Below are 23,442 nucleotides of genomic sequence, written 5' to 3' on the forward strand. Positions count from 1 at the left end.
GCCGATGGTACTGCGGTAACACGTGGGAGAGTAGGTCGGTGCCAGATCTTAAAGATACCCTGTAGTGAAAACTACAGGGTATTCTTGTTTATAAAAAAAAATCTATTAAAACAATAACCCTCACTCAATAGCATTACGCTAAGTAATGCTTCTTCTATTTTAGGTTTATTTTAATACTGGATAGTAACTGTTAAAAAATGTGAAATCAACATCTGCGCTTTAATATTACCGTATATTGTACATTGGATAACTTATAATGTAAAAGGAATGAAGTTTAATAGATTGTTAGTCATCGGGTTTTTGTTTTTATATGTTTCTGGATTTGGACAAAGTAAGGATGTAAAACTTCCTGCTAATTGGTTCAATTTGGACCTCGTTAAAGATGGTTATTTTGGTATTAGCACTGAGAAAGCATACAATGAGATTTTAAAGAATAGGAAGCCTAAGCAAAATATAATTGTAGCGGTGATTGATGGTGGAGTGGACATAAATCATGAAGATTTAAAAGATATTTTATGGACAAATACTAAAGAAATTGCTGGGAATGGAATTGACGACGATGGTAATGGGTATGTTGATGATGTTCATGGCTGGAATTTTATTGGCTCTAAGGGCACTAATCTTGAGTATGATAATTTGGAATTGGTACGTATAATAAGGAAATATAAGCCTCTTTACCAATCTTCATTGCCATCAACAGTAATGGACAGCACGCAAAGAGAAGAGTTTAATCTGTTTAATAAAGCACGTAGAGAGTTTGGTATAAAATATAATGAAGCTGATGAGAATTTTAGATATCTAAGTCTTATAACCCATGTTATTGACTCTGTTGCAAAAGTTACCAATAAGTCAGTCCCTTCTTCAGAGGATTTGGATAAGTATATTGCAGATAGTGAAGAAGAAGAACAAGTTAAGAAAGTCATCCGTTCTGGTATTAAGGAAAGTGGTAGCGTTGATAAGTATGTGAAAGATATGAAGGAAGCATATAAGCAATATGATGTTATGCTTAGGTACAACCTCAATCTTGAATACGACACCAGACAACAACTTGTTGGGGATAATTACGCAGATGTAAATGAAAGAAGGTACGGAAATAATGATGTTAAAGGGCCTAATGCTGACCATGGCTCCCACGTATCTGGAATTATTGGTGCCAAAAGGGATAATGGAATAGGCATTAATGGAATATCAAACTCTGTAAGTATAATGGCTGTAAGAGTGGTTCCAGAAGGTGATGAAAGAGATAAGGATGTGGCCAATGGAATCAGATATGCTGTAGATAATGGTGCCCGTGTTATTAATATGAGTTTCGGAAAGGGATTTAAGTGGGATAAAAAGGCCGTCGACGATGCAGTAAGATATGCAGAATTGAAGGGCGCACTTCTTGTACATGCCGCAGGTAATGATAGTGAGAATAATGATTTTTCAGATAACTATCCAAATAAGTATTATGATACCCCTGAAGCACTTGCTTATCAGAAATTAAAGAAAAGGAAAATGGCAATGTTGCCGGTTATAAAAATGGATCAACCAGATGTTTCAATGAATAGGGGCCGTCGTTATCCTTCTTTGCCCAACATCAAAAAGATTGAACCGGATACTACTAGATTTGGATTTGCTCAAGCAAGTAACTGGATAGAGGTAGGAGCGAGTGCTTACGCAAACGATGCAAATTTAAAGGCCTCTTTTTCCAACTATGGGAAGCATACTGTGGATGTGTTTGCACCGGGGTTTATGATCAAGTCGACTGTTCCGGATTCTAAGTATGAAGAATTTGATGGAACCAGTATGGCTTCGCCAGTTGTTGCTGGACTTGCTGCTATGATTCTTAGCTACCATCCAGAATTTTCTCCATCTGATGTCAGAGATATTATCATGAAAAGTGTAGTTAAAGTGCAACAGAAAGTTCGATACAGAAATGAAAAGGGCGAGACTTTAAGAGTACCACTGAGTGACCTTTGTGTAAGCGGTGGGATAGTAAACGCTTACCAGGCGATGCTACTGGCCGATAAATATAAAAAATAGATTTCTTGAGCAATAAAAAATCCCTTAACTTTTACATTAAGGGATTTAACCAAGTAGCGGGGAGCAGGATCGAACTGCCGACCTCAGGGTTATGAATCCTGCGCTCTAACCATCTGAGCTACCCCGCCGGAAATCTTATTTTTTTAAGAGTTGCAAATATAGAATAAATTACTTTTCTTTAGAAACAAATAGTAAAAAAATTAGTCTATTATTTCAGGTATAAGAATTAATCAATGTCGGATAAGAAGAAGTTTACTTTGGAGTATGAGCTAAGATCATCTCCTCGAATTTTATTTAGTTTTATAAGTGAACCAAATGGTTTATCTCAATGGTTTGCAGATGATGTTGTGTTCAGAGATCAAGTTTATACTTTTACATGGGATGATGAAATTCAGAAAGCAAAGCTATTAAGTATAAAGGAAAATAAGCTTGTGAAATTCAAATGGATAGATGATGAACCACATTGTTATTTTGAAATGGAAATTGTCCAAGACGAATTAACAAACGATGTGGCACTATATATTACTGATTTCGCTACTGACGAAACACTTGCTGAGAGAACATTGATTTGGGACAATCAAATTACCTATTTACATAGTGTAATTGGGGCTTAATCTTCATGTCTTTTTCTAACTTTGTAACTTGAAAAAGATACATCTACTTCTTTTAAAAGCTTTTATTAGGCCGTTTATAGTCACATTTTTTATTGTGATGTTTATACTACTAATGCTTTTTCTGTTTAAATATGTTGATGATCTGATCGGCAAAGGTTTTGAATGGTATACGATTTTGGAGTTGATGTATTATGCATCTGCATCCAACGTTTCAATGGCTTTACCATTATCTGTGCTCCTGTCATCGATAATGACATTTGGCACGTTAGGAGAGAACTATGAGCTTGTAGCAATTAAATCTGCCGGTGTATCTTTACAAAAAGCAATGATGCCTTTGTTTGTGCTGATAATCGGTCTTGCAATTGGATCTTTTCTGTTTTCAGACTATATGTTGCCGAAAGCGAATTTAAAATTTGGTTCTTTACTTTGGGATATTAGGAATAAGAAATTATCATTTCTGATAAAGGAAGGTATTTTTAATAACAGTATACCTGGCTATTCTATTAGGGTAGACAAGAAAAGTAAAGACGGAACGCTTTATAACGTTATGATCTATGATCACACCAATACTTCAGGTATAGCAAAAATCATTATTGCAAAAGAAGGCGAAATGTCAAGTAATGATCAGTTCTTGCTATTAAAGTTAAAAGACGGCATCCGATACGAAGAATCTCAAGGTAGGAATACTTATAGCAACCCAAGACAGGAGCTAACTAGAATGAGGTTTGGAGAAACTGATCAAAAGTTTGACATTTCTAGTTTTAAGATGAGCCGAACAAATGAGCAGGATTTTAGGGGGAATACCCAGATGCTTAATCTAAAGGGCTTAACAAAAAAAAGGGATTCTCTGTCTAATGAACTTGACAGTATTAACAAATTTGCTGCTACTAGTATAGGGACCTATTATAAGCAATATAATTTTGTTAAGGGGTACACAAAAATTAAAACGCCAGTAAGGAAGATTGGTAAAAATATTCTGGATTTAATACCATCAACGAAAAGATTAGGGGTAGTGCAAACAGCGATCGACCTGGCAACCTCAATTAAGCAAACCACTTTTGGAAGGATAATCGATCATGAAGAAAGAGCTAAAAATATTATAAAGGTAAAGATGGAGTATCAACGAAAATTTACCTTGGCAGCATCTTGTCTGCTTTTATTTTTTATCGGTGCTCCTCTTGGCGCAATAATCCGAAAAGGTGGGTTGGGTCTACCTGTAGTAATGGCCATTGTGTTCTTTTTGTTGTATCATATCATTGCTACTGTTTCTGAAAAATCTGCTACCACTGGTTCGCTTAATTCATTTTTTGGGATGTGGTTATCCATCTTTGTGCTTTCACCTCTTGGCGCATTTTTAACCTATAAAGCAACTGTAGATTCTGCACTTTTTGACATCAACTATTTTAAACAGATTGCACTAAATTTGTTTAAAAGGAAAAGGTAAGCTCTAATATAAATTACATTACTTATTTGTGATAATTTTATTGAGCATTATTGCGGCTTAAGGTTGTAACTTTGTTGTATATTAAAATTAGTCAACCTGTTAAAGTTGATCTTTTAGAGAAATAAATAATGGAAATCAAACTTAATACGATAGAAGAAGCCATTGACGATTTAAAGGCAGGTAAAGTTATTATCGTAGTTGATGATGAAGATAGAGAGAACGAAGGGGATTTTGTAACTACCGCAAGTAATGCAACTCCTGAAGTAATAAATTTTATGGCTACCTACGGTAGAGGGTTAATATGTGCAACTTTAACGGAAGAACGTTGCGATGAACTTGGACTTGAGTTAATGGTAAACAAGAATACTGCAGTTCATGAAACAAATTTTACTGTTTCAGTTGATCTAATCGGTCATGGTTGTACCACAGGAATTTCGGCATCTGACAGATCGAAGACGATCAAAGCTTTAATAAATCCAAAAACAACCCCTGATGAATTAGGAAGGCCAGGACATATTTTCCCATTAAGATCTAAGGATGGTGGAGTACTAAGGAGGTCTGGTCATACTGAGGCATCTATTGATTTAGCCATACTTGCCGGTGTAGAGCCTGCAGGCGTGCTTGTAGAAATTATGAAGGATGATGGTGAGATGGCTAGGCTTCCAGATTTATTTAAGATTGCTGCTCAGCATCAGTTAAGCATTATCTCCATTGAAGATTTGATTGCCTATAGGATCAGTCAAGAGAGTTTAATCAAATCTGAAGTTACAGTAAATCTTCCTACAGAGTGGGGTGATTTTAAAATGACTGCTTATACTCAGCTCGATACTAACGCAACTCACCTTGCAATTAGTAAAGGAGAATGGAAAGAAGATGAGGCCGTTCTAACAAGGGTACATAGTTCATGCGTGACAGGTGACATATTTGGTTCATGTAGATGCGACTGTGGTCCGCAGCTTCATAAAGCTATGGAGATGATTGACAAAGAGGGCAAGGGTGTAATTGTATATATGAATCAGGAAGGAAGAGGTATTGGACTCATAAATAAGTTAAGATCCTATAATTTGCAGGACGTTGGATTTGATACAGTTGAAGCGAATATAAAACTTGGTTTTAAAGGAGATGAGCGTGATTATGGTGTGGGAGCACAAATTCTGCGTGCACAAGGAGTTAAAAAGATGAAACTTATGTCCAATAACCCTACTAAAAGAGCAGGTTTGATCGGTTACGGATTGGAAATTGTTGAGAATGTTCCCATAGAGATAGAAAGCAATGTTCACAATGAACAATACCTTAAAACAAAGAGAGATAAAATGGGTCACCAGATTATGAAGGGATAGTTTAGTTTTTCTTCTGTTCTTTCTTTTCTGGAATTGAAGCTGCAGGTGTTATAACCGGTAATTTGGCCGGAATTGGTTTTTGTTCCTCATCCTTTTGCTTTTGGCTTTTGCGATATTGACCAGTAATTTTTTGAAGAAATTCATGAAAGGAATCAAACTGTTGGGTATATATCAGTCCAAGAGAAGTTACATTGTTATTCTGGCTTAATCCTAAAAAATTGTTCACTTGTGCTGGTGGTTTGTTTGCCAGCTTTCCTACTAATGTTCCGTCTTTTTTTATAAGTGTAAGTATTTCAACCTCCCCACCTACATTATTCTTTGTAAATCCTATCGGTGACAAATCATTCGTGCTACGCCTGTCTATAATTCCAGCATTCAGGATGACCCTGTCGTTAAATAGTCTGAAAGATGCATTGGCCTCACTCAAAGATCGAATATTGATGTCTACGAAATTCAAATTTAATGAGGACAGTACGTTATTGAATTGATTAAAAAGTAATTCAGTAGCGGTACTGGCCACGCCTGATGTTAATTGTTTTCCTAAATCCTCTTTACCAGTGCCAGGAGCGAAGCTTCTTCTAAGAATTAAACTCAATGCCTGCAAATTCCGGTTGTTTTCATCATTAAAGTAGGATTGAAGTTCTTCTTTAATTGAAGGATTTGAAGGGAAAAATATATCCAATGTAATCTTAGGTTTTAATAAAAGTTCTGTTAAGCCCATTTCTACTTCGGTAAGGACTCGCTCACTTGAATTTCTACCTTCGCGATTAGCGGCAGTATAGAGGTCACTAAGGCTTGCTCTGAGCGAGTAAATAGCCTTTAAATTAATCTGTGCAGTAGTTGGATTTCCCGTCCATCTGATAGTTCCACCTTGCCTGATTTGAAATTTTTTATTAATGATTTCTTGGGCAGTGAAATCGAAACTCCCACTTTCAATAATATAGTCGCCCGACATTTCAAAATCGCCTAAACTATTGATGTTCAGGTCTAGGTTTTTTGAATAGCCACGGCCTGAAAGATTACCCAGACTTGTAAAAATATTTGCAGTGGTGTTCGCATCCACATCTAATTTTAAACTCATGGTTAGACCATCAAAATTTGTGTCTTTTTTAATGACTTTTGTAGTGTCTTTGCTAATGAATGTTATAAAATCTTTGTTCGATACAGTTTCTGAGCTATTAAGGGGTAAATTAAATACTGTTCCACGCTCTGTTTTGGCATCAATGTCAATAAATATTTTGTTTGTTGGTCCTTTAAATTTGAAGATGCCGGTACCATATGCACGACCAAAGTAAAGTGGGTTGTCTTTTGATGTGGTATTGAGCGCCATAAAATTTTTGGCATTCACAACTACATCAATTGTTGGGTTGTTAATGTCATTTAAATCAACTGAACCATTTGCAACGGCTTGATTATTCTCAACATCGATCAATTTAAGGTCATTTATTTTTATTACGCTGTTGTCTACAGTCACACTGTTTGTGATGCTGTATGCAGTTTTTAAGTAATTAATGGTCATTGCTCCCTTGTCAAAAGAAATTTCTCCATTAATAGCAGGTGCGCTAAATGAACCTTTTACTTTAAGATCGGCTGATATATGGCCTTTTAAATCTGATACGAGATTTTTAACAAAAGGTCCTAACACGGCAAGTTCGCTTTGATTAAGTTTGATACTCATATCAATATCCTTTTTTTCCATGTTAAGAGTTCCCCTAGCCTTTAGAGTTTCCTTACTTTCTGCAATAATATTTGTAAATATATTAATTGCATTCTTTGTTCTGTCGTAGGAAGAAGTGTCTGTGAGTGTCCCAATGTAAGTATCGTTAAATCTTAACGAATCAATTTTCAAGTTATCGGAAAGGCGCGGGAATTTTAAAATATTATATAGTTTAGTTTCACCATTGGCCTTGCCAGATAACTTAACACCTAGGGTTTTTACAAAGGGATTGACAGTTTTTAAATCAAAATTTTTAAATCCTACTAATAAGAGATCTTCAGGTGATTCGGAAAGTATACCATCAACTGTTAAAAGTTGTGTGCCATTACTGAGATCGAAATTAGTAATTTCTGTTTTACCATTTTGAAAGCTGATTCGTACTTTTTGTTGAATTTTCCAATCCTCATTGTTGATTTTAAGAATTGATGGTAGCACACTAATTTTGGCAGTGGTATCACTTGCAAATTCTACTAGGCCGTTTAAATCTAATTGATTAATATCATCAGAGTTTGATAGTTTAATATTAAGAGCAAGGCTGTCATTCCTCAATATATTTGATATATTGACGTTTTTGATGTACAAGCTATCATTTAAGTCCACTCGATCTGACGTCATAGTTGCTTGTAATTGATCGGCTGAAGTGTTCTCATCTAATATGATGTTGTTAATTATTATGCCCTTGTATTTTAGTTTTTTAACAAATCCATTAAGCGTTGCTATGTTTTTTGGGGAGTCAAATTTTCCTATTAGAATTGCCTCATCCTCGATTTCCAGTCCTGGGGCAACAAGTTCTGCTATGGGTTCAAATTTCTTAATCTTTAAATTAAGATCGAAAATCTGATCGCCATACTTTAAACCTTTAGTTTTTAACGACGGTATATATCTTTTTGCCAGAGCAGTATAATAAGTTGCTATTGTGTTTAGGTCGTATTGACCTTTTAGACTTGCATCCAATATATCAGAGTTTATCGTCAAACTTCTTTCACGACCTATTCCGCTAGCCTGTAGTCCTACTGAGTCGATATTGTATATTCCCTTTACATTGTCAAGTCTAATTTCCTGAATCATTAATTTACCTTGTATATTATTGAGGTTGGTTCCAGAAAAATTTGTTTTGAACTTAGCATCTATTTTTAGGGAGTCTTTGTAGAGTTTAAGGGCTTTAAGCTTTGCATTTTTAATGGTTGCATTGAAGTTAAAAACAGGCAATTTCGGATTTAGATTAACACCACCATCAAAAGCCAGTTGGATATTTTTATCATTTATTTTAACTGAGCCATTAAAATATTTTTTAATAAAAGTGCCGTCTATTTTAACGTTTCGATAGCGGTAGTTTTTGAAGTCAACATAAGAAATATCGCCGTTAAGTTTCTCTGAAAGACTTTTAATTTCGGTACCACGGCCTTCGACATACAATTTAGCAGAAATTCTGCCAAGCATTTTCTCATCTATCAGGTTTCCAAGATTGAAGTCATAAGTTTTGACATTACCAAGATAGGAGGGGATTCCCTGTTTATCAATCTTCATATTAACATCTGAAACTATACGGCCAAGTTTTGTCTTAAATTCACCATAGGAAATAAAGTCATTCTGAAACCCCGTAAAGGACCCGTTAAAATTTATATTACCAAATTTTTTGACAATTGAAGGGACTAGATTTGATTTCTTTCTTGTTATGCCTGTAAGTATTTCGTCAAGATCGCTCTTATTTGTTCCGGCCATCTCAATCTTCAAATCCATAAAAGTATCCTTAATATTTGGCAACCCTTTTACGATAAAATCTCCTTTGATATAGGTCGCTTTACCTGCCTTAACAGAAAGTTTTTTTGCTTTTAAATTATTGACCAATCCAGAAACCTGCCCATCTAATTCAAGATTTAGAATAATATTGTTTAATTGCGAGGTGAAATAACTCACATCATTTGATGAAAGGAAGCTATTTTTGAAATTGGCTTTCATTCTAACCTTATTTATATAATCCCTAAAATCACTATATTTAGAAAAGCTCATTCTGAAATAATCTGCCAATCTGCTTTTATTCGTCACGAGCATTAAATTTTTTAACTCTATCTGGTTTGTATCGATTGTGACAAATGATGTTAAGTTCTTTAAATAAAACCCGCTTTTTTCCTTAAAATTCAGATTTTTAATATTTGCTTGTAAAATATGATCAGAGGTATTTAGCTGTTCGAATATGCCGTTTAGCGCATTAAGTTCTATGTCATCAAAATTAACGCCTTTTATTAGGGTGTCAATCCGTAAATTTTTATACTTGAATGAGATATTGTTAAGGATAATTCTATTAAATGATACCTTGTATGGTTGTTTCTTAGACTTTATTTTTGGTGATCCTGAGCTGAAATAGTTAATTATAAAATCCAGGTTTGTAGACCTATCTTTGTAAGATTTTAAGAAAAAGTGACCATTATTGATTTGAACGGTATTTACTTTAATGACCCTTTTTTTGAGCGAAAACTCAGTGATATCTATTAAAAATTCAGGTGTATTTAAAATGGTATCCTTTTGTAAATCGAGTAAAACAAGGTTTTCAAGTACAACAGATTTAAATGGTTTAATATAAATACCAGTTAATGATACGGTTGTATTTAATTCTTTTGAAAGATAAGACGCAGCTTTTTTTGCTACGTAAGTTTGAACGGGCTTAAATTGAATTGAAAAAATAATAATCGCTATCAATAATATAACTGATGCAACTAACCAAAGAAGTATTTTTAATAGTTTTTTAATAGTTTTGTAGCTTAATAAAATAAAACGTGTCGATAATACTTGCTATAGAATCTTCTTGTGATGAAACTTCGGTTGCTATTTGTAATAACGGCAAAATTACTGCCAATGTTATTGCAAACCAAACTATTCATCAAAATTATGGGGGTGTCATTCCTGAGCTCGCCTCGCGGGTCCATCAGCAAAACATAGTTCCCGTAATTCAGCAAGCTCTAATCGATGCTAAAGTTAACAAAAATGATGTGAATGCTGTTGCATTTACTCAGGGTCCAGGCTTATTAGGTTCTCTTTTGGTTGGGGTTTCTTTTGCAAAATCGTTTGGGATGGGGATGAAGTTACCTTTGATAGCTGTTAATCATATGCACGCCCACATTTTAGCTCATTTTATCGACGATCCTAAACCTACGTTTCCATTTATATGTCTAACAGTTTCTGGTGGTCATACACAAATAGTTTTGGTAAAAAGTTACTCTGATATGAAAATTGTTGGGGAAACTTTAGATGATGCAGCTGGCGAGGCTTTTGATAAGACCGCTAAAATATTGAACTTACCTTATCCTGGCGGGCCACTTATAGATAAGCATGCTCAGACAGGTAATCCCATTGCTTTTAAATTTGCAGTACCACAAATAAAGGGGCTTGATTATAGTTTTAGTGGATTCAAGACTTCAATCCTATATTTCTTAAGAGACCAGGAAAGGCAGAACGAGAATTTTATAGTCGAGAATTTAAGTGATATTTGCGCATCAGTACAATTTAGTATTGTGAATATTTTGCTAGATAAAGTCAAAAAGGCAGCAAAGGAATATAATATTGATCAAATTGCTATTGCAGGAGGTGTTTCTGCCAACTCGGGATTGAGATCTGGATTAAAAAATTTAGCAGATGAGCAAAATTGGAACATATTCGTACCAGCATTTGAATATTGTACGGATAATGCTGCTATGATTGCTATTGCAGGACATTATAAATATCTTAATAAAGATTTTGTTGGCCAGGATGTTGCTCCTTTATCCAGAATGGAATTTTAATCTAATTGATTGTTATGAGTATAATGAGTTTTGTTTTTTTCGGTTTGATGCTTTTTCCGCTAGTTTTATTTCTAATATGGTTGATAAAAAAAGATAAAAAAAGGGACTATTTGGGGCTGCTTGTACTAGTTGCTATGGCAATTGTGGCAATATATGCGATTGTGAAATTTGATAGCAATTTTATGGAAAGCAATCCTGCTGTAAATGGCAAGTCACAATCCCCCAGTTACAGGTAAGAAATAAAAAAAGAGTCTTTAAAATAGACCCTTTTTTTATTAATTTAATTAAACTTTTTCTTCTAGTTTTTCGCCGCTGACTTCAGCTCTGATTTTTCTTTCTATTTCTTCAGATAGCTCTGGATTGTCCATTAGTAATTGTTTAACTGCATCTCTTCCTTGTCCAAGTTTAGTTTCTCCATAAGAGAACCATGATCCAGCTTTTTTGATGATATTAAAGTCTACTCCAAGGTCAATGATCTCACCTGTTTTGGAAATGCCTTCACCAAACATAATATCAAATTCTGCAATACGAAAAGGTGGGGCAACCTTATTTTTAACAATCTTAACCTTTACCCGGTTTCCTGAAACTTCGTCCGAGTCTTTGATTTGAGAAGTCCTTCTGATATCAAGGCGAACTGAAGCATAGAACTTCAATGCATTACCACCTGTTGTAGTTTCTGGGTTGCCAAACATTACACCAATTTTCTCTCGTAATTGGTTAATAAATATGCAGCAGCACCCTGTTTTTGCTATAGTGCCAGTAAGCTTTCTAAGAGCTTGTGACATGAGTCTAGCTTGAAGGCCCATCTTTGAGTCGCCCATTTCACCTTCTATCTCCGCTTTTGGAACCAATGCTGCAACTGAGTCAATTACAATCACATCAATTGCTCCAGATCTAATTAGGTTGTCTGCAATCTCTAAAGCCTGCTCACCATTGTCAGGCTGAGATATTAATAGATTGTCTACATCTACTCCAAGTTTTTTAGCGTAGCCCTTGTCAAATGCATGCTCCGCATCAATAAATGCAGCAATGCCTCCTTTTTTCTGAGCTTCTGCTATTATGTGTGTTGCAAGTGTTGTTTTACCAGAAGATTCAGGGCCGTAAATCTCAATTACTCTTCCTTTTGGTACTCCACCAATTCCTAATGCTATATCCAGGCTAATTGAGCCTGTGGAAATCGATTCAATTGCTTCTACAGCACTATCACCTAATTTCATAACAGTACCTTTACCGTAAGATTTTTCTAGTTTATCTAGAGTGAGTTGTAATGCTTTTAATTTATCTGCGCTAGTGTTCATAATATTTTATTCAAAAAAGTTTATTTGAGACTTTGATATACTAATTATATTAGCAAATATATGTATAATTTAAATAAACGTACAACTTTATTTCTCTTTATTTTTTTTATTAAATTATTTCACTAAAAAAATTAGTTATTTAATTAGCTCGTTGAAAGAATTTGCAAAAGCTTGTGATTTCACAAATACTGCATTTTGGTGATCTTGCTACGCAAACATATCTTCCATGCAAAATCAGCCAATGATGTGCAATATTAATCGTTTCCTGCGGTAAATATTTAACTAATTCTTTTTCAACTGCAAGTGGTGTTTTTCCTGTGGAAAGTCCAATTCTGTTTGCCACTCTAAAAACATGTGTATCAACGGCCATGGCAGGCGCATTAAATATTACTGAGGCGATAACATTTGCGGTTTTTCTTCCTACTCCTGGTAGCTTTTGAAGATCATCTATGTCTGAAGGAACCTCACTGTTAAAATCTTCTACCAGCATCTTAGCCATTCCTACAAGGTGTTTGGCTTTGTTATTGGGGTAACTTACACTCTTGATATAATCAAATACTAAATCTGAAGTAACCCCTGCCATTAATTCTGGGTTGGGAAAACGACCAAATAATGGAGGGGTAACTAAATTAATTCTTTTATCGGTGCATTGCGCAGATAAAATCACGGCTACTAAGAGCTGGAATGGACTATTGTAATTTAGTTCTGTTTCAGCATTAGGCTGTTTAACAGAAAAATGGGACACAAAAAGTTTATAACGTTCTTTCTTGAGCATAGACAAACTTATATAAATTGTACGAATCCGATTGAAGGAAATTCAAAAGGTTAGTCACAAGCTATATCTCACCAACCTTTTTTAGCGTCTTAATTTTTGTTTTTAATTACTTTTTCATGGAATAGGCAAGAATCTTATTGATTGTTTCATCTAAAGGATTCCTGGCCAAAGCATCAAGCTCGGGTTTAAGATTTTGGTAAAATCTCAAATCAACAGAATCTATATTTTCAATAGTAGATTCCATGATTGTTTTTTCGTAATTTAGTTGATTAATTGAAGTAGAGGTTTCCATCATACGCGATTAATAGTTATAAGTTGCTATTAGAACGTAATCAATTATAATTTATTTTACTTAAGAAATAATTTCTGCGCGTAAACGCTCACCGTTAAGATATCTCTTTCACCTTCATCATCTTTCGTAGATTGCTAAGTGCATATCTCATTCGTCCAAGTGCTGTATTAATGCTAACTCCTGTCAGTTCAGCTATCTCCTTAAAGCTAAGGTCTGCATAATGTCGCATAATCAAAACTTCTTTCTGGTCATCCGGTAATAGCCGGATCATCGTTCTTAGTTCAAGATGTGTCTGTTCGCGCAGGATTCTGTCTTCTGCGTTTTCTTCATGGAATTGAAGTAGGTTAAAAATATCTGTACCATCGGCGCTTGTAATAACAGGCGCCCTTTTTTCACGTCTAAAATAATCTATTACCAAGTTGTGTGCAATTCTCATAACCCAAGGCAAAAACTTACCTTCTTCGTTATACTTACCGGATCTTAACGTATTGATTACTTTAATGAAGGCATCCTGAAAAATGTCTTCCGCAAGATATTGATCCTTAACCAAAAGATATATTGAGGTGTAAATTTTCGATTTATGCCTCCTTAAAAGTTCCTCTAAAACGGATTCTTCTCCATTTAGATATAATTTTACCAGATCTTGATCGTTGTAATGCTGTAGTTTCATAGGAGTTCCCTTACTAATTTCCCTTGCTGTTGGCTAAAAAATACTTAGTAGATGTTTGATTCGATATCGATTCTCCTATTGATGTTAGATGTGTGAGTTGACTAAACAGTTATAAATTCAAAAGAAGTAAATTTTTATCATATTCCAGTATAAAAAATGTTAAAAAATATTATTTCTCTCCAATTGGTATCAATTTAGCCCGCTGGTTCAAATCTGCATATTCATTATTTCAGGTATATTTGCAGCTTCTATCTAAAAACCAATGAGCAAAGAAATAGACAAAGATCCGCATAAACATATTATCATAAAGGGTGCAAGGGTACATAACCTCAAGAATATAGATGTGGCCATTCCAAAAAATAAACTTGTTGTTGTTACAGGGATGTCTGGCTCTGGAAAGTCCTCACTCGCATTTGATACACTTTATGCCGAAGGTCAGCGTAGATACGTAGAAAGTCTCTCTTCTTATGCCAGGCAGTTTATGGGGAGAATGAATAAGCCTGACGTTGATTACATTAAAGGCATTGCTCCTGCTATTGCTATTGAACAAAAAGTAATCACATCTAATCCAAGATCCACAGTCGGTACTTCAACTGAAGTTTACGATTACTTGAAACTTCTTTTTTCAAGAATAGGTAAAACCTATTCTCCAATATCGGGCAGTGTTGTAAAAAAAGATACGGTTACTACCATGGTTGATTTTGTAATCGGTTTAGGTAATGGTACTACTATAACTATTTTCTGTCCTTTGTTTCCTCATAACAACCGCTCAATAAAGGAGGAACTTGCAGTTTTGCTGCAAAAGGGATTTTTAAGGGTTTCTTATCAGGATGAAATTCAAAAAATTGAAACCATACTGGAAGATGAATCATTTGTCGATTTTGAACTGAAAGATGAGCATACGGTTAAAATATTGATTGATCGTATTGTGGTCAGTGAGGAAGAGGAAACGCTCAGCCGAATGGCTGATTCCGTACAAACTGCCTTTTTTGAGGGTAAAGGTGATTGCTATGTTTCGTACGAATCAGAGCTTAAGCACTTTTGTGATCGTTTTGAGCTGGATGAAATGAGGTTTGAAGAACCCACTCCTAATTTTTTCAGCTTCAATAATCCTTACGGAGCTTGTAAAAGATGTGAAGGATATGGAAACGTTATTGGTATTGACGAAGACCTCGTAGTGCCTGATAAAAGTAAAAGCGTGTTCGATAATGCCATTGCTCCATGGCGTGGTGAGAAAATGCGTGAATGGCTAAATAAGCTTATAAAAACAGCATCAAAATTTGACTTTCCAATTCACAGGCCTTTTAGTGAGTTAAACGAAGCACAGCAAAAACTGTTATGGACTGGTAATAGTTATTTTCAGGGATTGGATGCTTTTTTCAAAGAACTTGAGGAGCAAACTTATAAAATTCAATACCGGGTAATGCTTTCCCGATATAGAGGAAAAACCGTCTGTCCGGATTGCAAGGGTTCCAGGCTTCGCAAGGATGCTTCTTATGTAAAGATCAATGGCAAGTCTATCATTGATATGGTTTTGATGCCTTTGGAAACCATTTTTAGTTTTTTCGATAGCCTGGAACTTTCCACTACCGAAGCAATGATTGCCAAAAGACTTTTGGCCGAAATTGGTAACCGCATCCTTTATCTTAACAACGTAGGTTTAGGGTATCTTACCCTTAATAGGCTATCAAATACGCTTTCCGGAGGAGAATCACAACGCATTAATCTCGCAACTTCGCTTGGGAGTAGTCTTGTAGGGTCAATTTATGTTTTAGATGAACCTAGTATTGGCCTACATCCAAGAGATACAAATAAGCTGATCGAAGTGCTGGTCTCGCTTCGGAATGTTGGTAATACCGTTTTAGTGGTGGAGCATGAAGAGGAGATGATGAGGGCTGCAGATCATATTATTGATATTGGTCCCATGGCAGGAACGCATGGTGGTAACCTGGTTTTTAGCGGAACTTATGATCAGATTCTTAAAGATGAAAAAAGCCTTACCGGCCAATATCTTTCAGGTAAAGAACAGATTGCTATTCCGGGTAAAAGACGTAGTTGGAAAGATCATGTTATGATCAAAGGTGCCAGGGAAAACAACTTAAAAAATATAGATGTTAAATTTCCTATCGGCGTTTTCACTGTAGTCAGCGGCGTTTCCGGATCAGGTAAAACCAGTTTAATAAAAAAGATTCTTTACCCAGCACTCCAAAAAGCTATAGGTAAGTATTCAGGAGAACAAACCGGTGCCTACGATGGTATTTTCGGTAATTATGAACTAGTTAGCGAGGTTGAAATGGTAGATCAAAACCCAATTGGCCGTTCGTCCAGATCTAATCCTGTGACTTATGTTAAAGCTTGGGATGATGTTAGGGCATTGTTTTCTGCCTTGCCGGCTTCTAAAGCAGCAGGGCTAAAGCCCGCAGCTTTTTCATTTAATGTAGAAGGTGGTCGCTGTGATGTATGTCAGGGAGAAGGTGAGGTTAAAATAGAAATGCAGTTCATGGCTGATATTTATCTGCCCTGTGAAACCTGTGGGGGACGAAGATTTAAACAGCAGGTACTTGACATCACTTACCAGGATAGAAACGTGGCTGATATTCTTGACATGACTATCGATGAGGCTGTTTCTTTCTTCAGCAAGGAAACTAAGATATTAAACAAGTTGCAACCATTGGTTGATGTAGGTTTGGGATATGTTCATTTGGGGCAATCTTCAAATACATTGTCAGGAGGAGAAGCACAGAGAATAAAATTGGCCTCCTTCTTAATTAAAGGGAATAACGCTAATAAAACCCTATTTATTTTTGATGAGCCTACTACTGGTCTTCATTTTCACGACATCAAGAAATTGTTAATTGCACTTAATACTTTAATAGAACAAGGCAATACTATTTTGGTGATTGAACATAATATGGATATGATTAAATCTGCAGATTGGGTAATAGATATTGGTCCTGAAGGTGGCGACAAAGGAGGTAGTATAGTTTTCGAAGGTACTCCAGAAGATTTGGTGAAGATTAAAGAATCTTATACGGCTAAGTTTTTAAAGGCACATTTGAAATAATCGTATCTTCGCAAATGCTGTTTTTAACACTCTTTCTGGGCATTGTCTTAAACTTGGTGGGGTACATACCGCCAGGTAATGTAAATCTTACTGTTGTTCAGATCACGATTACGCGTGGTATTAGACAAGCGTTGTATTTTATTGCAGCATTTGCTTCTGTTGAGGTTTTATTCACTTTCGGGGTAATGCGATTCGTTCAATGGCTATCTAGCGAGATCAAACTGGGAGATATTATTGATGTCATTATGATCCTCCTGTTTGGGGTACTTGGAGTTATTACCTGGCGTTCCAGGAAGGAAATGCCAAAGACTGATTATTCGAAAAAAGACAGTATCAGATATGGCTTACTACTTGGGGTCGTCAATCCAATGCAAATTCCTTTCTGGCTATTTGTTGGTACCTACCTAATATCTCATGAGTGGATAAATATTGGTTACCTGTCATTGTCAATTTTTAGTATTGGGTCTGGTATTGGTGCTGCTTTAGCATTGTATGGTTTTGCCAGGTTTGCTCAGTATGTACAGGAAAAATTCACTTTAACCAGTTATAAAGTGAATAAAGGGATTGCTATACTATTCTTTGCCTTATCAGCATATCACATTTGTAAAATTGTGTATATACACTTTCTCAAATAGCTATTTTTTAAGGAACCCCACGGTCCAAATTTTTTCTGCCCTTCGCCCAATAAACCAAAAAGAAATAGCCAGCACACTAAAAAATAATGCCTTATTCCAGCTATCCCAAAAATATTCGAAATACCTGGTGTAAAGATTTAGGAACAAGAAGGTAATGCCGAATTCACGAGCAATGTCATCCCTGTACTTCAATCCGATAAAAATGCTGATTAATGATGCAGCAGCCGAAATAATTCCCCAATAAAATAAACTCAGCTGTTTTACGCTATACCACTCTTCCAAAGTTCCAAAATTTCCAAATACAGATAGTAGCCAGAGCGAGCAGAAAAAATATACCATACCAGCGATATAATTGACCTGAAAAAATATCCTGAGCTTTTGGCTTTTGCTGATAAGGAATGAAGCAGCAGTTATAATCAGGCCAAAAAACACGAACCTCAAAGGATAGTTCATTCCAATAAAATACCAGTTCCATCTAGATATATATCCGGTTTCTGTCCCAAACCAGGCACCAAGTGATATTAACGCGAATACCCATATTAACCTTGATTGAAAAATATATGCTAGTAATCCGTATATAAATACAGATAAAAGTATAAGTAGGGAGAAATGTGAGCTACCATCGTCTATTGCTTTTCCCAGATACGCAATTGCATTCGCAGTAAGCATCACTCCGCTAAATACTAGCGCTTCGTTACTAAATACCTGATGAGCTTTTGTTTTTTTTCTTTTAAAAGCGAAATAATAAGTAAAAAAAGCTGCTATAGCAGAAAGTATACTGATCATCATGTTAGAGGCATCGAAGAGAAACAGGAGATAATTCAAGATCTTGTCGTCAACCAGAAGGGCACCTAATGATATTACACCACAAGCCATTGCAATCCAAAACGAGTATTGTGCAAGTCGCCGCCAGTCAAATGTTTTTATCTCATAGCTGCCTTTAAGCCGTATTACATCATCTTTAGATAGGAGTTGCTCTTCCTGCCAATGGTTTAGCATTTCATCCAAGAATTCGCTCTTTTCCTGATCTATTTTCATTCGTGCTATACGGTCAGCTATTTTAACAATTGTGGAATCTTTTTGTTATTACCAACGATCAATATTACGTCGCCATCTTCAAATATAAGATTTGAAAACGGATTTTAGATTTTGATTAAGAGATGGACTTGCCGCCCAAGAAAAATCTATCCAAGTACAACAAGCCCCTTAACTTTCCATTCCCGCAATTGAAGCTTATTAGAAAGCTAACTATTACTATCGCCGTATAAGAGGCTTGCCATTTCTATAATATTACTTGTTTTTGAGAAAATCTAATGTTGTTTCTTTGTCTTTTTGAAGTTGTTCTTTTAGTGCCTCCAATCCTGTGAATTTAACATCATGCCTTAAGAATTTCAGGAAATTCATGGTAATAGACTGCCCGTAAATTTCCTGGTTAAAGTCGAAGATATTAACCTCTATGTTCCTGGTCATTCCGTTAATCGTTGGGCGTTGACCAATGTAGGCCATCCCCTTAAAAACGTCATTATTTAGTGCTACTGTAACGGCATAGATGCCATCAGAAGGGATCAATTTATAAGTTTCTTCTACAAATATATTTGCAGTTGGGAAACCAATTGTCCTTCCAATTTTATCTCCTTTAATTACCCGTCCGGATATTGAAAAATTGTATCCAAGAAATTCTGCACCTAAAGCTACCTCTCCATTCAGCAGGGCATTTCTGATTTTTGTAGAGCTCACAGAAACATCATTGATATCCTGCTCTGCTATTTCCTCAATCTTAAAGTCGTATAAGTCTGCAAATTCCTGTAAATCGTTCATTCCCCCGCACCTGTCCTTTCCAAAACGATGGTCGTAACCCACAATAATGTTTTTAATGCCTATCGTATCAACTAAGATATTTTTAATGTATTCTGCGGGGCTCATGTTCGAGAAATCGCGGGTAAATGGCGTTATAATTAAATGATCTACGCCTAAACTTTCCAGTATTTTTGCCTTTTCATCAATGGTATTGATCATCTTAAGGTTTTGATTTTCTGGATCAATAATTAGCCTTGGATGAGGAAAGAAAGTAAGTATTACTGATTCGCCTGCGGTAGCCTTTGCGAGTTCACAAAGTCTTTTAATAATTTTCTGATGTCCATAATGCACACCATCAAATGTACCTATGGTTACAACCGCATTATCTAGCTTTTTAAATTCAGAAAAATGATTATATATTTTCAAGTGAATTCCATTTAATGTAAAGGTTGGCGCTTTACTACGCCTCCTTTTATGTCGGCAATTTGCTGTTGCACCACAAAAGCATCAGGGTCAATCTGTCTAATTTCGCTTTGTAATTTACTCATCTCCAGCTTAGTCACTACTGTATATAAAATATCAATATCTTTTTTGATCCCATAGCCGCCTTCACCTTTATAAATGGTAACACCGCGTTTCATTTGATCTGTGATGATCTTTTTTATGTCGTCATTTTTATCTGAAATAATGGTTACTCCGGTATATTGTTCAAGCCCATTCACTACAAAATCTACCATTTTGGAGGCAGATAAATAGGTTAAGATGGAATACATTGCGGTTACCAGATTCAAAAAATAGGCAACAAAGCCAAATATTAAAATGTTTAAGGCCAAAATTATATTGCCTACCGTAAGAATACTATTGCGACTAATATACAATGCCAAAACCTCTGTTCCGTCTATAACGCATCCACCCCGCATAGCCAAACCTATTCCGGCTCCTAAAAATAAACCACCAAAAACGGCAATTAACAATTTGTCGCTGGTTACAGGTTCAAATGGGAGAAGGTGTAGTGAAATTGCCAGAACTGAGATGGCGATAGCGGTTTTAAATGCAAAACCTTTTCCTATTTGCTTAAATCCCAGTATAATAAAAGGGATGTTTATTGCGAGAATTAGGTAGGAAAGTTCCAGTCCTGTTAGCCTGCTTATTAACAAAGAAATCCCGGTTACGCCCCCATCCACAAAATTATTGGGCATTAAAAAGCTTTTTAAACCAAAGCAGGCGCATACAATTCCTAGGCAAACTAAGATGAGTTCTTTAAAGTATCTAATGTTTTTTTTAGCTTGAGCTGACATGAGGTTTTTATTTACTGCGAAGATAAGTAACCAGATCGGCTACCTCGTAGGCATCCGCTAACAAAAATTTACCACTACGGGTACGGGTAAGCTTCGAGAGATGAGCTCCATTGTTGAGTTGCTTTCCAAAATCTGATACCAGCGATCGAATATAGGTTCCTTTAGTGCAAACAATTTTAAAATCTACTTCAGGTAAATCAATTCTGGTAATTTCAAATTCAGATACGGTTACAAACCTTAACCTAAGCTCTGTTTCTTCTCCTCTTCTTGCTTTTACGTACAAGCGTTCCCCATTTACCTTAACGGCAGAATGTGCAGGCGGATATTGTTGTATGTCACCAATAAATGGAGCAGTAGCGGCATATACAGCCTCCTCCGTAATCCCATCTAAAGAAAATTCTTGGTCAACCACAGTTTCCAGATCAAAAGATGGGGTAGTAGCACCCAAAATCATAGTTCCGGTATATTCTTTTTCTTCTGCCTGGAAAGTATCAATTTGTTTTGTCAGTTTGCCTGTACATAGAATCAGCAATCCTGTAGCCAATGGGTCTAAAGTGCCCGCGTGACCTACTTTTAATTTTAAAGGTTTTAAAGAATTTCGAATCTTTCCTACAACGTCAAAACTTGTCCAATTGTAAGGTTTGTTGATGAGTAATAACTCACCGTCCGCAAAACTAAAAATCCTTTCCTGTATTTTTTCTATACTCAAAGTGACGTAGTAAATGGAAATTAATACTATATTATTTGCAGGTTATGACCGCTTTGTAACAAGATAATAATGATGATTCCCGCAATGATTCTGTACCATCCGAACATCTTAAAACCATTTTTATTTAGGTAGCCAATAAAACTTTTAATAGCCAGCAATGCTACAATAAATGCAATGATATTACCAATTGCCAGTAGTTGAACCTGCTCAAATGAAATGGTATGGCCTTCTTTATAAAAGTCCAGTAGTTTCTTAGCTGTTGCTGCAAACATGGTTGGAACAGCTAAAAAGAAGGAGAATTCTGCCGCTACTTTTCTGCTTGCTTTTAAATACATGCCACCAACAATTGTCGCCCCAGATCTAGATGTGCCAGGTATCATCGCCAAACATTGAAAAAATCCTATTTTTAAAGCCGTGATGTAATTAATTTCTTTTTCTTCAAGGATGGTCGGATTATTAAACCATTTGTCTACAAATAGGAGAATAACACCGCCTATAACAAGTGAGATTGCTACAGTAAGTGGACTTTCAAGCAACTTATCAATCCTATCACTCAATAAAAATCCAAAAATTGCTGCGGGTATAAAAGCAACCAGTAGTTTTAGATAAAAATTAATGCTTTGAAAGAAACGCTTAAAATATAATATGACAACAGAAAGAATAGCACCTAGCTGGATTGCGATGGTAAATAATTTAACAAAGGGATCAGTAGCAATACCCATAAAAGAAGAAGCAATGATCATATGGCCGGTAGAAGAAACAGGCAAAAACTCCGTTAGTCCTTCTATTACAGCAAGGATGATAGCTTGAAAATAATTCATAAATCTATTTCTTTAATATGGCATATACTCCAAAACCAAATCCAAACAATACCACCAAAGGGGCAAGTAAAGTTTTTCTAAAGTCATAAATATCTGTTGTACCCATCATTAAAATAAAGCCAACTACCACAATTGCAATGCTGATCAGCAACAGTTGATAGTTCTTCTTGTTAAAAACCAATTCTGATTTGTTCTCCTGCGTTGCAGGGGATGCTTTTTTTTCTATCATTATCTATAAAGGTCGTAAATTTTTAAACGTAAATACCTGCCAACTGCAAAGGAAGTGCTAATTGCGGTAATAAAGATGCCCACACCTACCAAACCAAGAAGTACAATTCCAAATTCTGTGTAATTTCTTAATATTATAATTTCTGGTATTTCGCGCTGTGCGTAATAAAGTAAACCAAGTAGTATTAAGATTGCAATAAATGCAGCAATTAAGCCATGTAATGCCGCAAGTAGAATAAATGGCTTACGGATAAAATTTTTAGTTGCGCCAACTAGTTGCATGCTTTTTATTAGGAAACGCTGAGAATAAATAGCAAGTCTAATGGTATTGTTAATTAGAGCAACAGATATGATTAGCAATATAGCAGCAAATCCAAGGATGATCAGTCCTATGGTATTGATGTTGTTGTTCACCATATCAATTAATGAACTTTGATATATCACTTCCTTAACTACGGGATTTTTAGCAATGCTGGTTTTAAGTGCTTCTATTCCTTTGGCATTTGCAAAATCGGCTTTCAAATAAACGTCAACAGTTGAAAGCAAGGGGTTATATCCTAAAAAGTTCACGAAATCTTCGCCAAGGTCATTGGTCAAATTTCTGGCTGCCATGTCCTTGTTAACATATTGGGTATTTTTTATGGCGGGATTTGCATTCAGTTCTTTTTGGAATTGAAGAATTTCTGCGTCTTTTGCACCCTCATCAACTATGATGTTCAGAACAATGTTCTCTTTTACGTAGTTAGAAAGGTTTTTAGCATGCACCAATATCAACCCAAGCATTCCCAGCATAAGCAAGACTAAGGCAATACTAAATATTGTAGAAATATAAATGGTCTTTGTCTTCTTAGAAGCATCACTCACTTCAAATTCTTCCATGTATTAGTAGTTTTTATTTGCGAAAATAAAAAATATAAGCAACTAAAGTAAATTATATCC

General features: G+C 35.7%; 19 protein-coding genes and 1 tRNA gene. 7 read left to right on the forward strand and 13 right to left on the reverse strand.

Going from position 1 to position 23,442, the window contains the following annotated elements; translation table 11 throughout:
• Positions 1–267 precede the first annotated feature (267 nt).
• Positions 268–2,025 carry a S8 family peptidase gene (locus ACVWYN_RS16435; protein WP_457289973.1) on the forward strand — a complete coding sequence of 586 codons (1,758 nt, stop codon included), beginning with the start codon at positions 268–270 and terminating at the stop codon, positions 2,023–2,025.
• A 54-nt stretch (positions 2,026–2,079) separates the two neighbouring features.
• Here the strand turns inward: ACVWYN_RS16435 and ACVWYN_RS16440 are convergent.
• Positions 2,080–2,153: transfer RNA gene (locus ACVWYN_RS16440), tRNA-Met, on the reverse strand.
• A 105-nt stretch (positions 2,154–2,258) separates the two neighbouring features.
• Here ACVWYN_RS16440 and ACVWYN_RS16445 point away from each other — a divergent pair.
• The 3 genes from ACVWYN_RS16445 to ACVWYN_RS16455 all read left to right on the forward strand — a co-directional run bounded on the left by ACVWYN_RS16445 (position 2,259) and on the right by ACVWYN_RS16455 (position 5,423).
• Positions 2,259–2,639, forward strand: a complete 381-nt coding sequence (locus ACVWYN_RS16445) for an START-like domain-containing protein (protein ID WP_457289974.1) — start codon at positions 2,259–2,261, stop codon at positions 2,637–2,639.
• A 28-nt stretch (positions 2,640–2,667) separates the two neighbouring features.
• Positions 2,668–4,083, forward strand: a complete 1,416-nt coding sequence (locus ACVWYN_RS16450; RefSeq protein WP_457289975.1) for an LptF/LptG family permease — start codon at positions 2,668–2,670, stop codon at positions 4,081–4,083.
• A gap of 128 nt (positions 4,084–4,211) precedes the next feature.
• On the forward strand, positions 4,212–5,423 hold the full coding sequence (locus tag ACVWYN_RS16455) for a bifunctional 3,4-dihydroxy-2-butanone-4-phosphate synthase/GTP cyclohydrolase II (protein ID WP_457289976.1): 1,212 nt from the start codon (positions 4,212–4,214) through the stop codon (positions 5,421–5,423).
• A gap of 1 nt (position 5,424) precedes the next feature.
• Here ACVWYN_RS16455 and ACVWYN_RS16460 read toward each other — a convergent pair whose 3' ends face one another.
• Positions 5,425–9,837: a translocation/assembly module TamB domain-containing protein gene (locus tag ACVWYN_RS16460; protein ID WP_457289977.1), complete on the reverse strand. Its 4,413-nt coding sequence runs from the start codon at positions 9,835–9,837 to the stop codon at positions 5,425–5,427.
• Positions 9,838–9,914: 77 nt separating this feature from the next.
• On the opposite strand from ACVWYN_RS16460, the gene tsaD reads away from it, so the two are divergent.
• Positions 9,915–10,916, forward strand: a complete 1,002-nt coding sequence (gene tsaD / locus ACVWYN_RS16465) for a tRNA (adenosine(37)-N6)-threonylcarbamoyltransferase complex transferase subunit TsaD (protein ID WP_457289978.1) — start codon at positions 9,915–9,917, stop codon at positions 10,914–10,916.
• A gap of 284 nt (positions 10,917–11,200) precedes the next feature.
• Here the strand turns inward: tsaD and recA are convergent, their stop codons facing one another.
• The 4 genes from recA to ACVWYN_RS16485 all read right to left on the reverse strand — a co-directional run bounded on the left by recA (position 11,201) and on the right by ACVWYN_RS16485 (position 13,951).
• Complete coding sequence (gene recA, locus ACVWYN_RS16470; protein ID WP_457289979.1) at positions 11,201–12,214, reverse strand: recombinase RecA; 1,014 nt, start codon at positions 12,212–12,214, stop codon at positions 11,201–11,203.
• 139 nt (positions 12,215–12,353) lie between these two features.
• Positions 12,354–12,989, reverse strand: coding sequence for an endonuclease III (nth, locus tag ACVWYN_RS16475; RefSeq protein ID WP_457289980.1), 636 nt, complete (start codon positions 12,987–12,989; stop codon positions 12,354–12,356).
• Positions 12,990–13,095: 106 nt separating this feature from the next.
• Entirely contained in the window at positions 13,096–13,233 is a 138-nt protein-coding gene (locus tag ACVWYN_RS16480) for a hypothetical protein (RefSeq protein ID WP_457289981.1), read from the reverse strand.
• Between the two features lie 142 nt (positions 13,234–13,375).
• Positions 13,376–13,951 (reverse strand): RNA polymerase sigma factor, encoded by a 576-nt coding sequence (locus ACVWYN_RS16485; RefSeq protein WP_457289982.1) that lies wholly within the window; start codon positions 13,949–13,951, stop codon positions 13,376–13,378.
• 262 nt (positions 13,952–14,213) lie between these two features.
• Here ACVWYN_RS16485 and uvrA point away from each other — a divergent pair, with 262 nt between their 5' ends.
• Both uvrA and ACVWYN_RS16495 read left to right on the forward strand, forming a co-directional pair.
• Entirely contained in the window at positions 14,214–17,015 is a 2,802-nt protein-coding gene (gene uvrA, locus ACVWYN_RS16490) for an excinuclease ABC subunit UvrA (protein ID WP_457289983.1), read from the forward strand.
• A 14-nt stretch (positions 17,016–17,029) separates the two neighbouring features.
• Complete coding sequence (locus ACVWYN_RS16495) at positions 17,030–17,650, forward strand: LysE family transporter (protein ID WP_457289984.1); 621 nt, start codon at positions 17,030–17,032, stop codon at positions 17,648–17,650.
• Here the strand turns inward: ACVWYN_RS16495 and ACVWYN_RS16500 are convergent, their stop codons facing one another.
• The 7 genes from ACVWYN_RS16500 to ACVWYN_RS16530 form a co-directional block, all read right to left on the reverse strand.
• Complete coding sequence (locus ACVWYN_RS16500) at positions 17,651–18,688, reverse strand: DUF2157 domain-containing protein (protein WP_457289985.1); 1,038 nt, start codon at positions 18,686–18,688, stop codon at positions 17,651–17,653.
• A 252-nt stretch (positions 18,689–18,940) separates the two neighbouring features.
• Positions 18,941–19,873 carry a bifunctional riboflavin kinase/FAD synthetase gene (locus ACVWYN_RS16505; protein WP_457289986.1) on the reverse strand — a complete coding sequence of 311 codons (933 nt, stop codon included), beginning with the start codon at positions 19,871–19,873 and terminating at the stop codon, positions 18,941–18,943.
• A gap of 11 nt (positions 19,874–19,884) precedes the next feature.
• A complete protein-coding gene (locus ACVWYN_RS16510) occupies positions 19,885–20,745 on the reverse strand; it encodes a YitT family protein (RefSeq protein ID WP_457289987.1) in 861 nt (286 codons plus the stop codon).
• 7 nt (positions 20,746–20,752) lie between these two features.
• Positions 20,753–21,454: a tRNA pseudouridine(55) synthase TruB gene (gene truB / locus ACVWYN_RS16515; RefSeq protein ID WP_457289988.1), complete on the reverse strand. Its 702-nt coding sequence runs from the start codon at positions 21,452–21,454 to the stop codon at positions 20,753–20,755.
• Between the two features lie 26 nt (positions 21,455–21,480).
• Positions 21,481–22,275 (reverse strand): undecaprenyl-diphosphate phosphatase, encoded by a 795-nt coding sequence (locus ACVWYN_RS16520; RefSeq protein WP_457289989.1) that lies wholly within the window; start codon positions 22,273–22,275, stop codon positions 21,481–21,483.
• Positions 22,276–22,279: 4 nt separating this feature from the next.
• A complete protein-coding gene (locus ACVWYN_RS16525; protein ID WP_457289990.1) occupies positions 22,280–22,504 on the reverse strand; it encodes a DUF3098 domain-containing protein in 225 nt (74 codons plus the stop codon).
• Entirely contained in the window at positions 22,504–23,382 is an 879-nt protein-coding gene (locus ACVWYN_RS16530; protein ID WP_457289991.1) for a cell division protein FtsX, read from the reverse strand. The genes ACVWYN_RS16525 and ACVWYN_RS16530 overlap by 1 nt, the downstream gene beginning before the upstream one ends.
• Positions 23,383–23,442 lie beyond the last annotated feature (60 nt).

The sequence above is a fragment of the Pedobacter sp. UYP24 genome, from assembly GCF_054057295.1.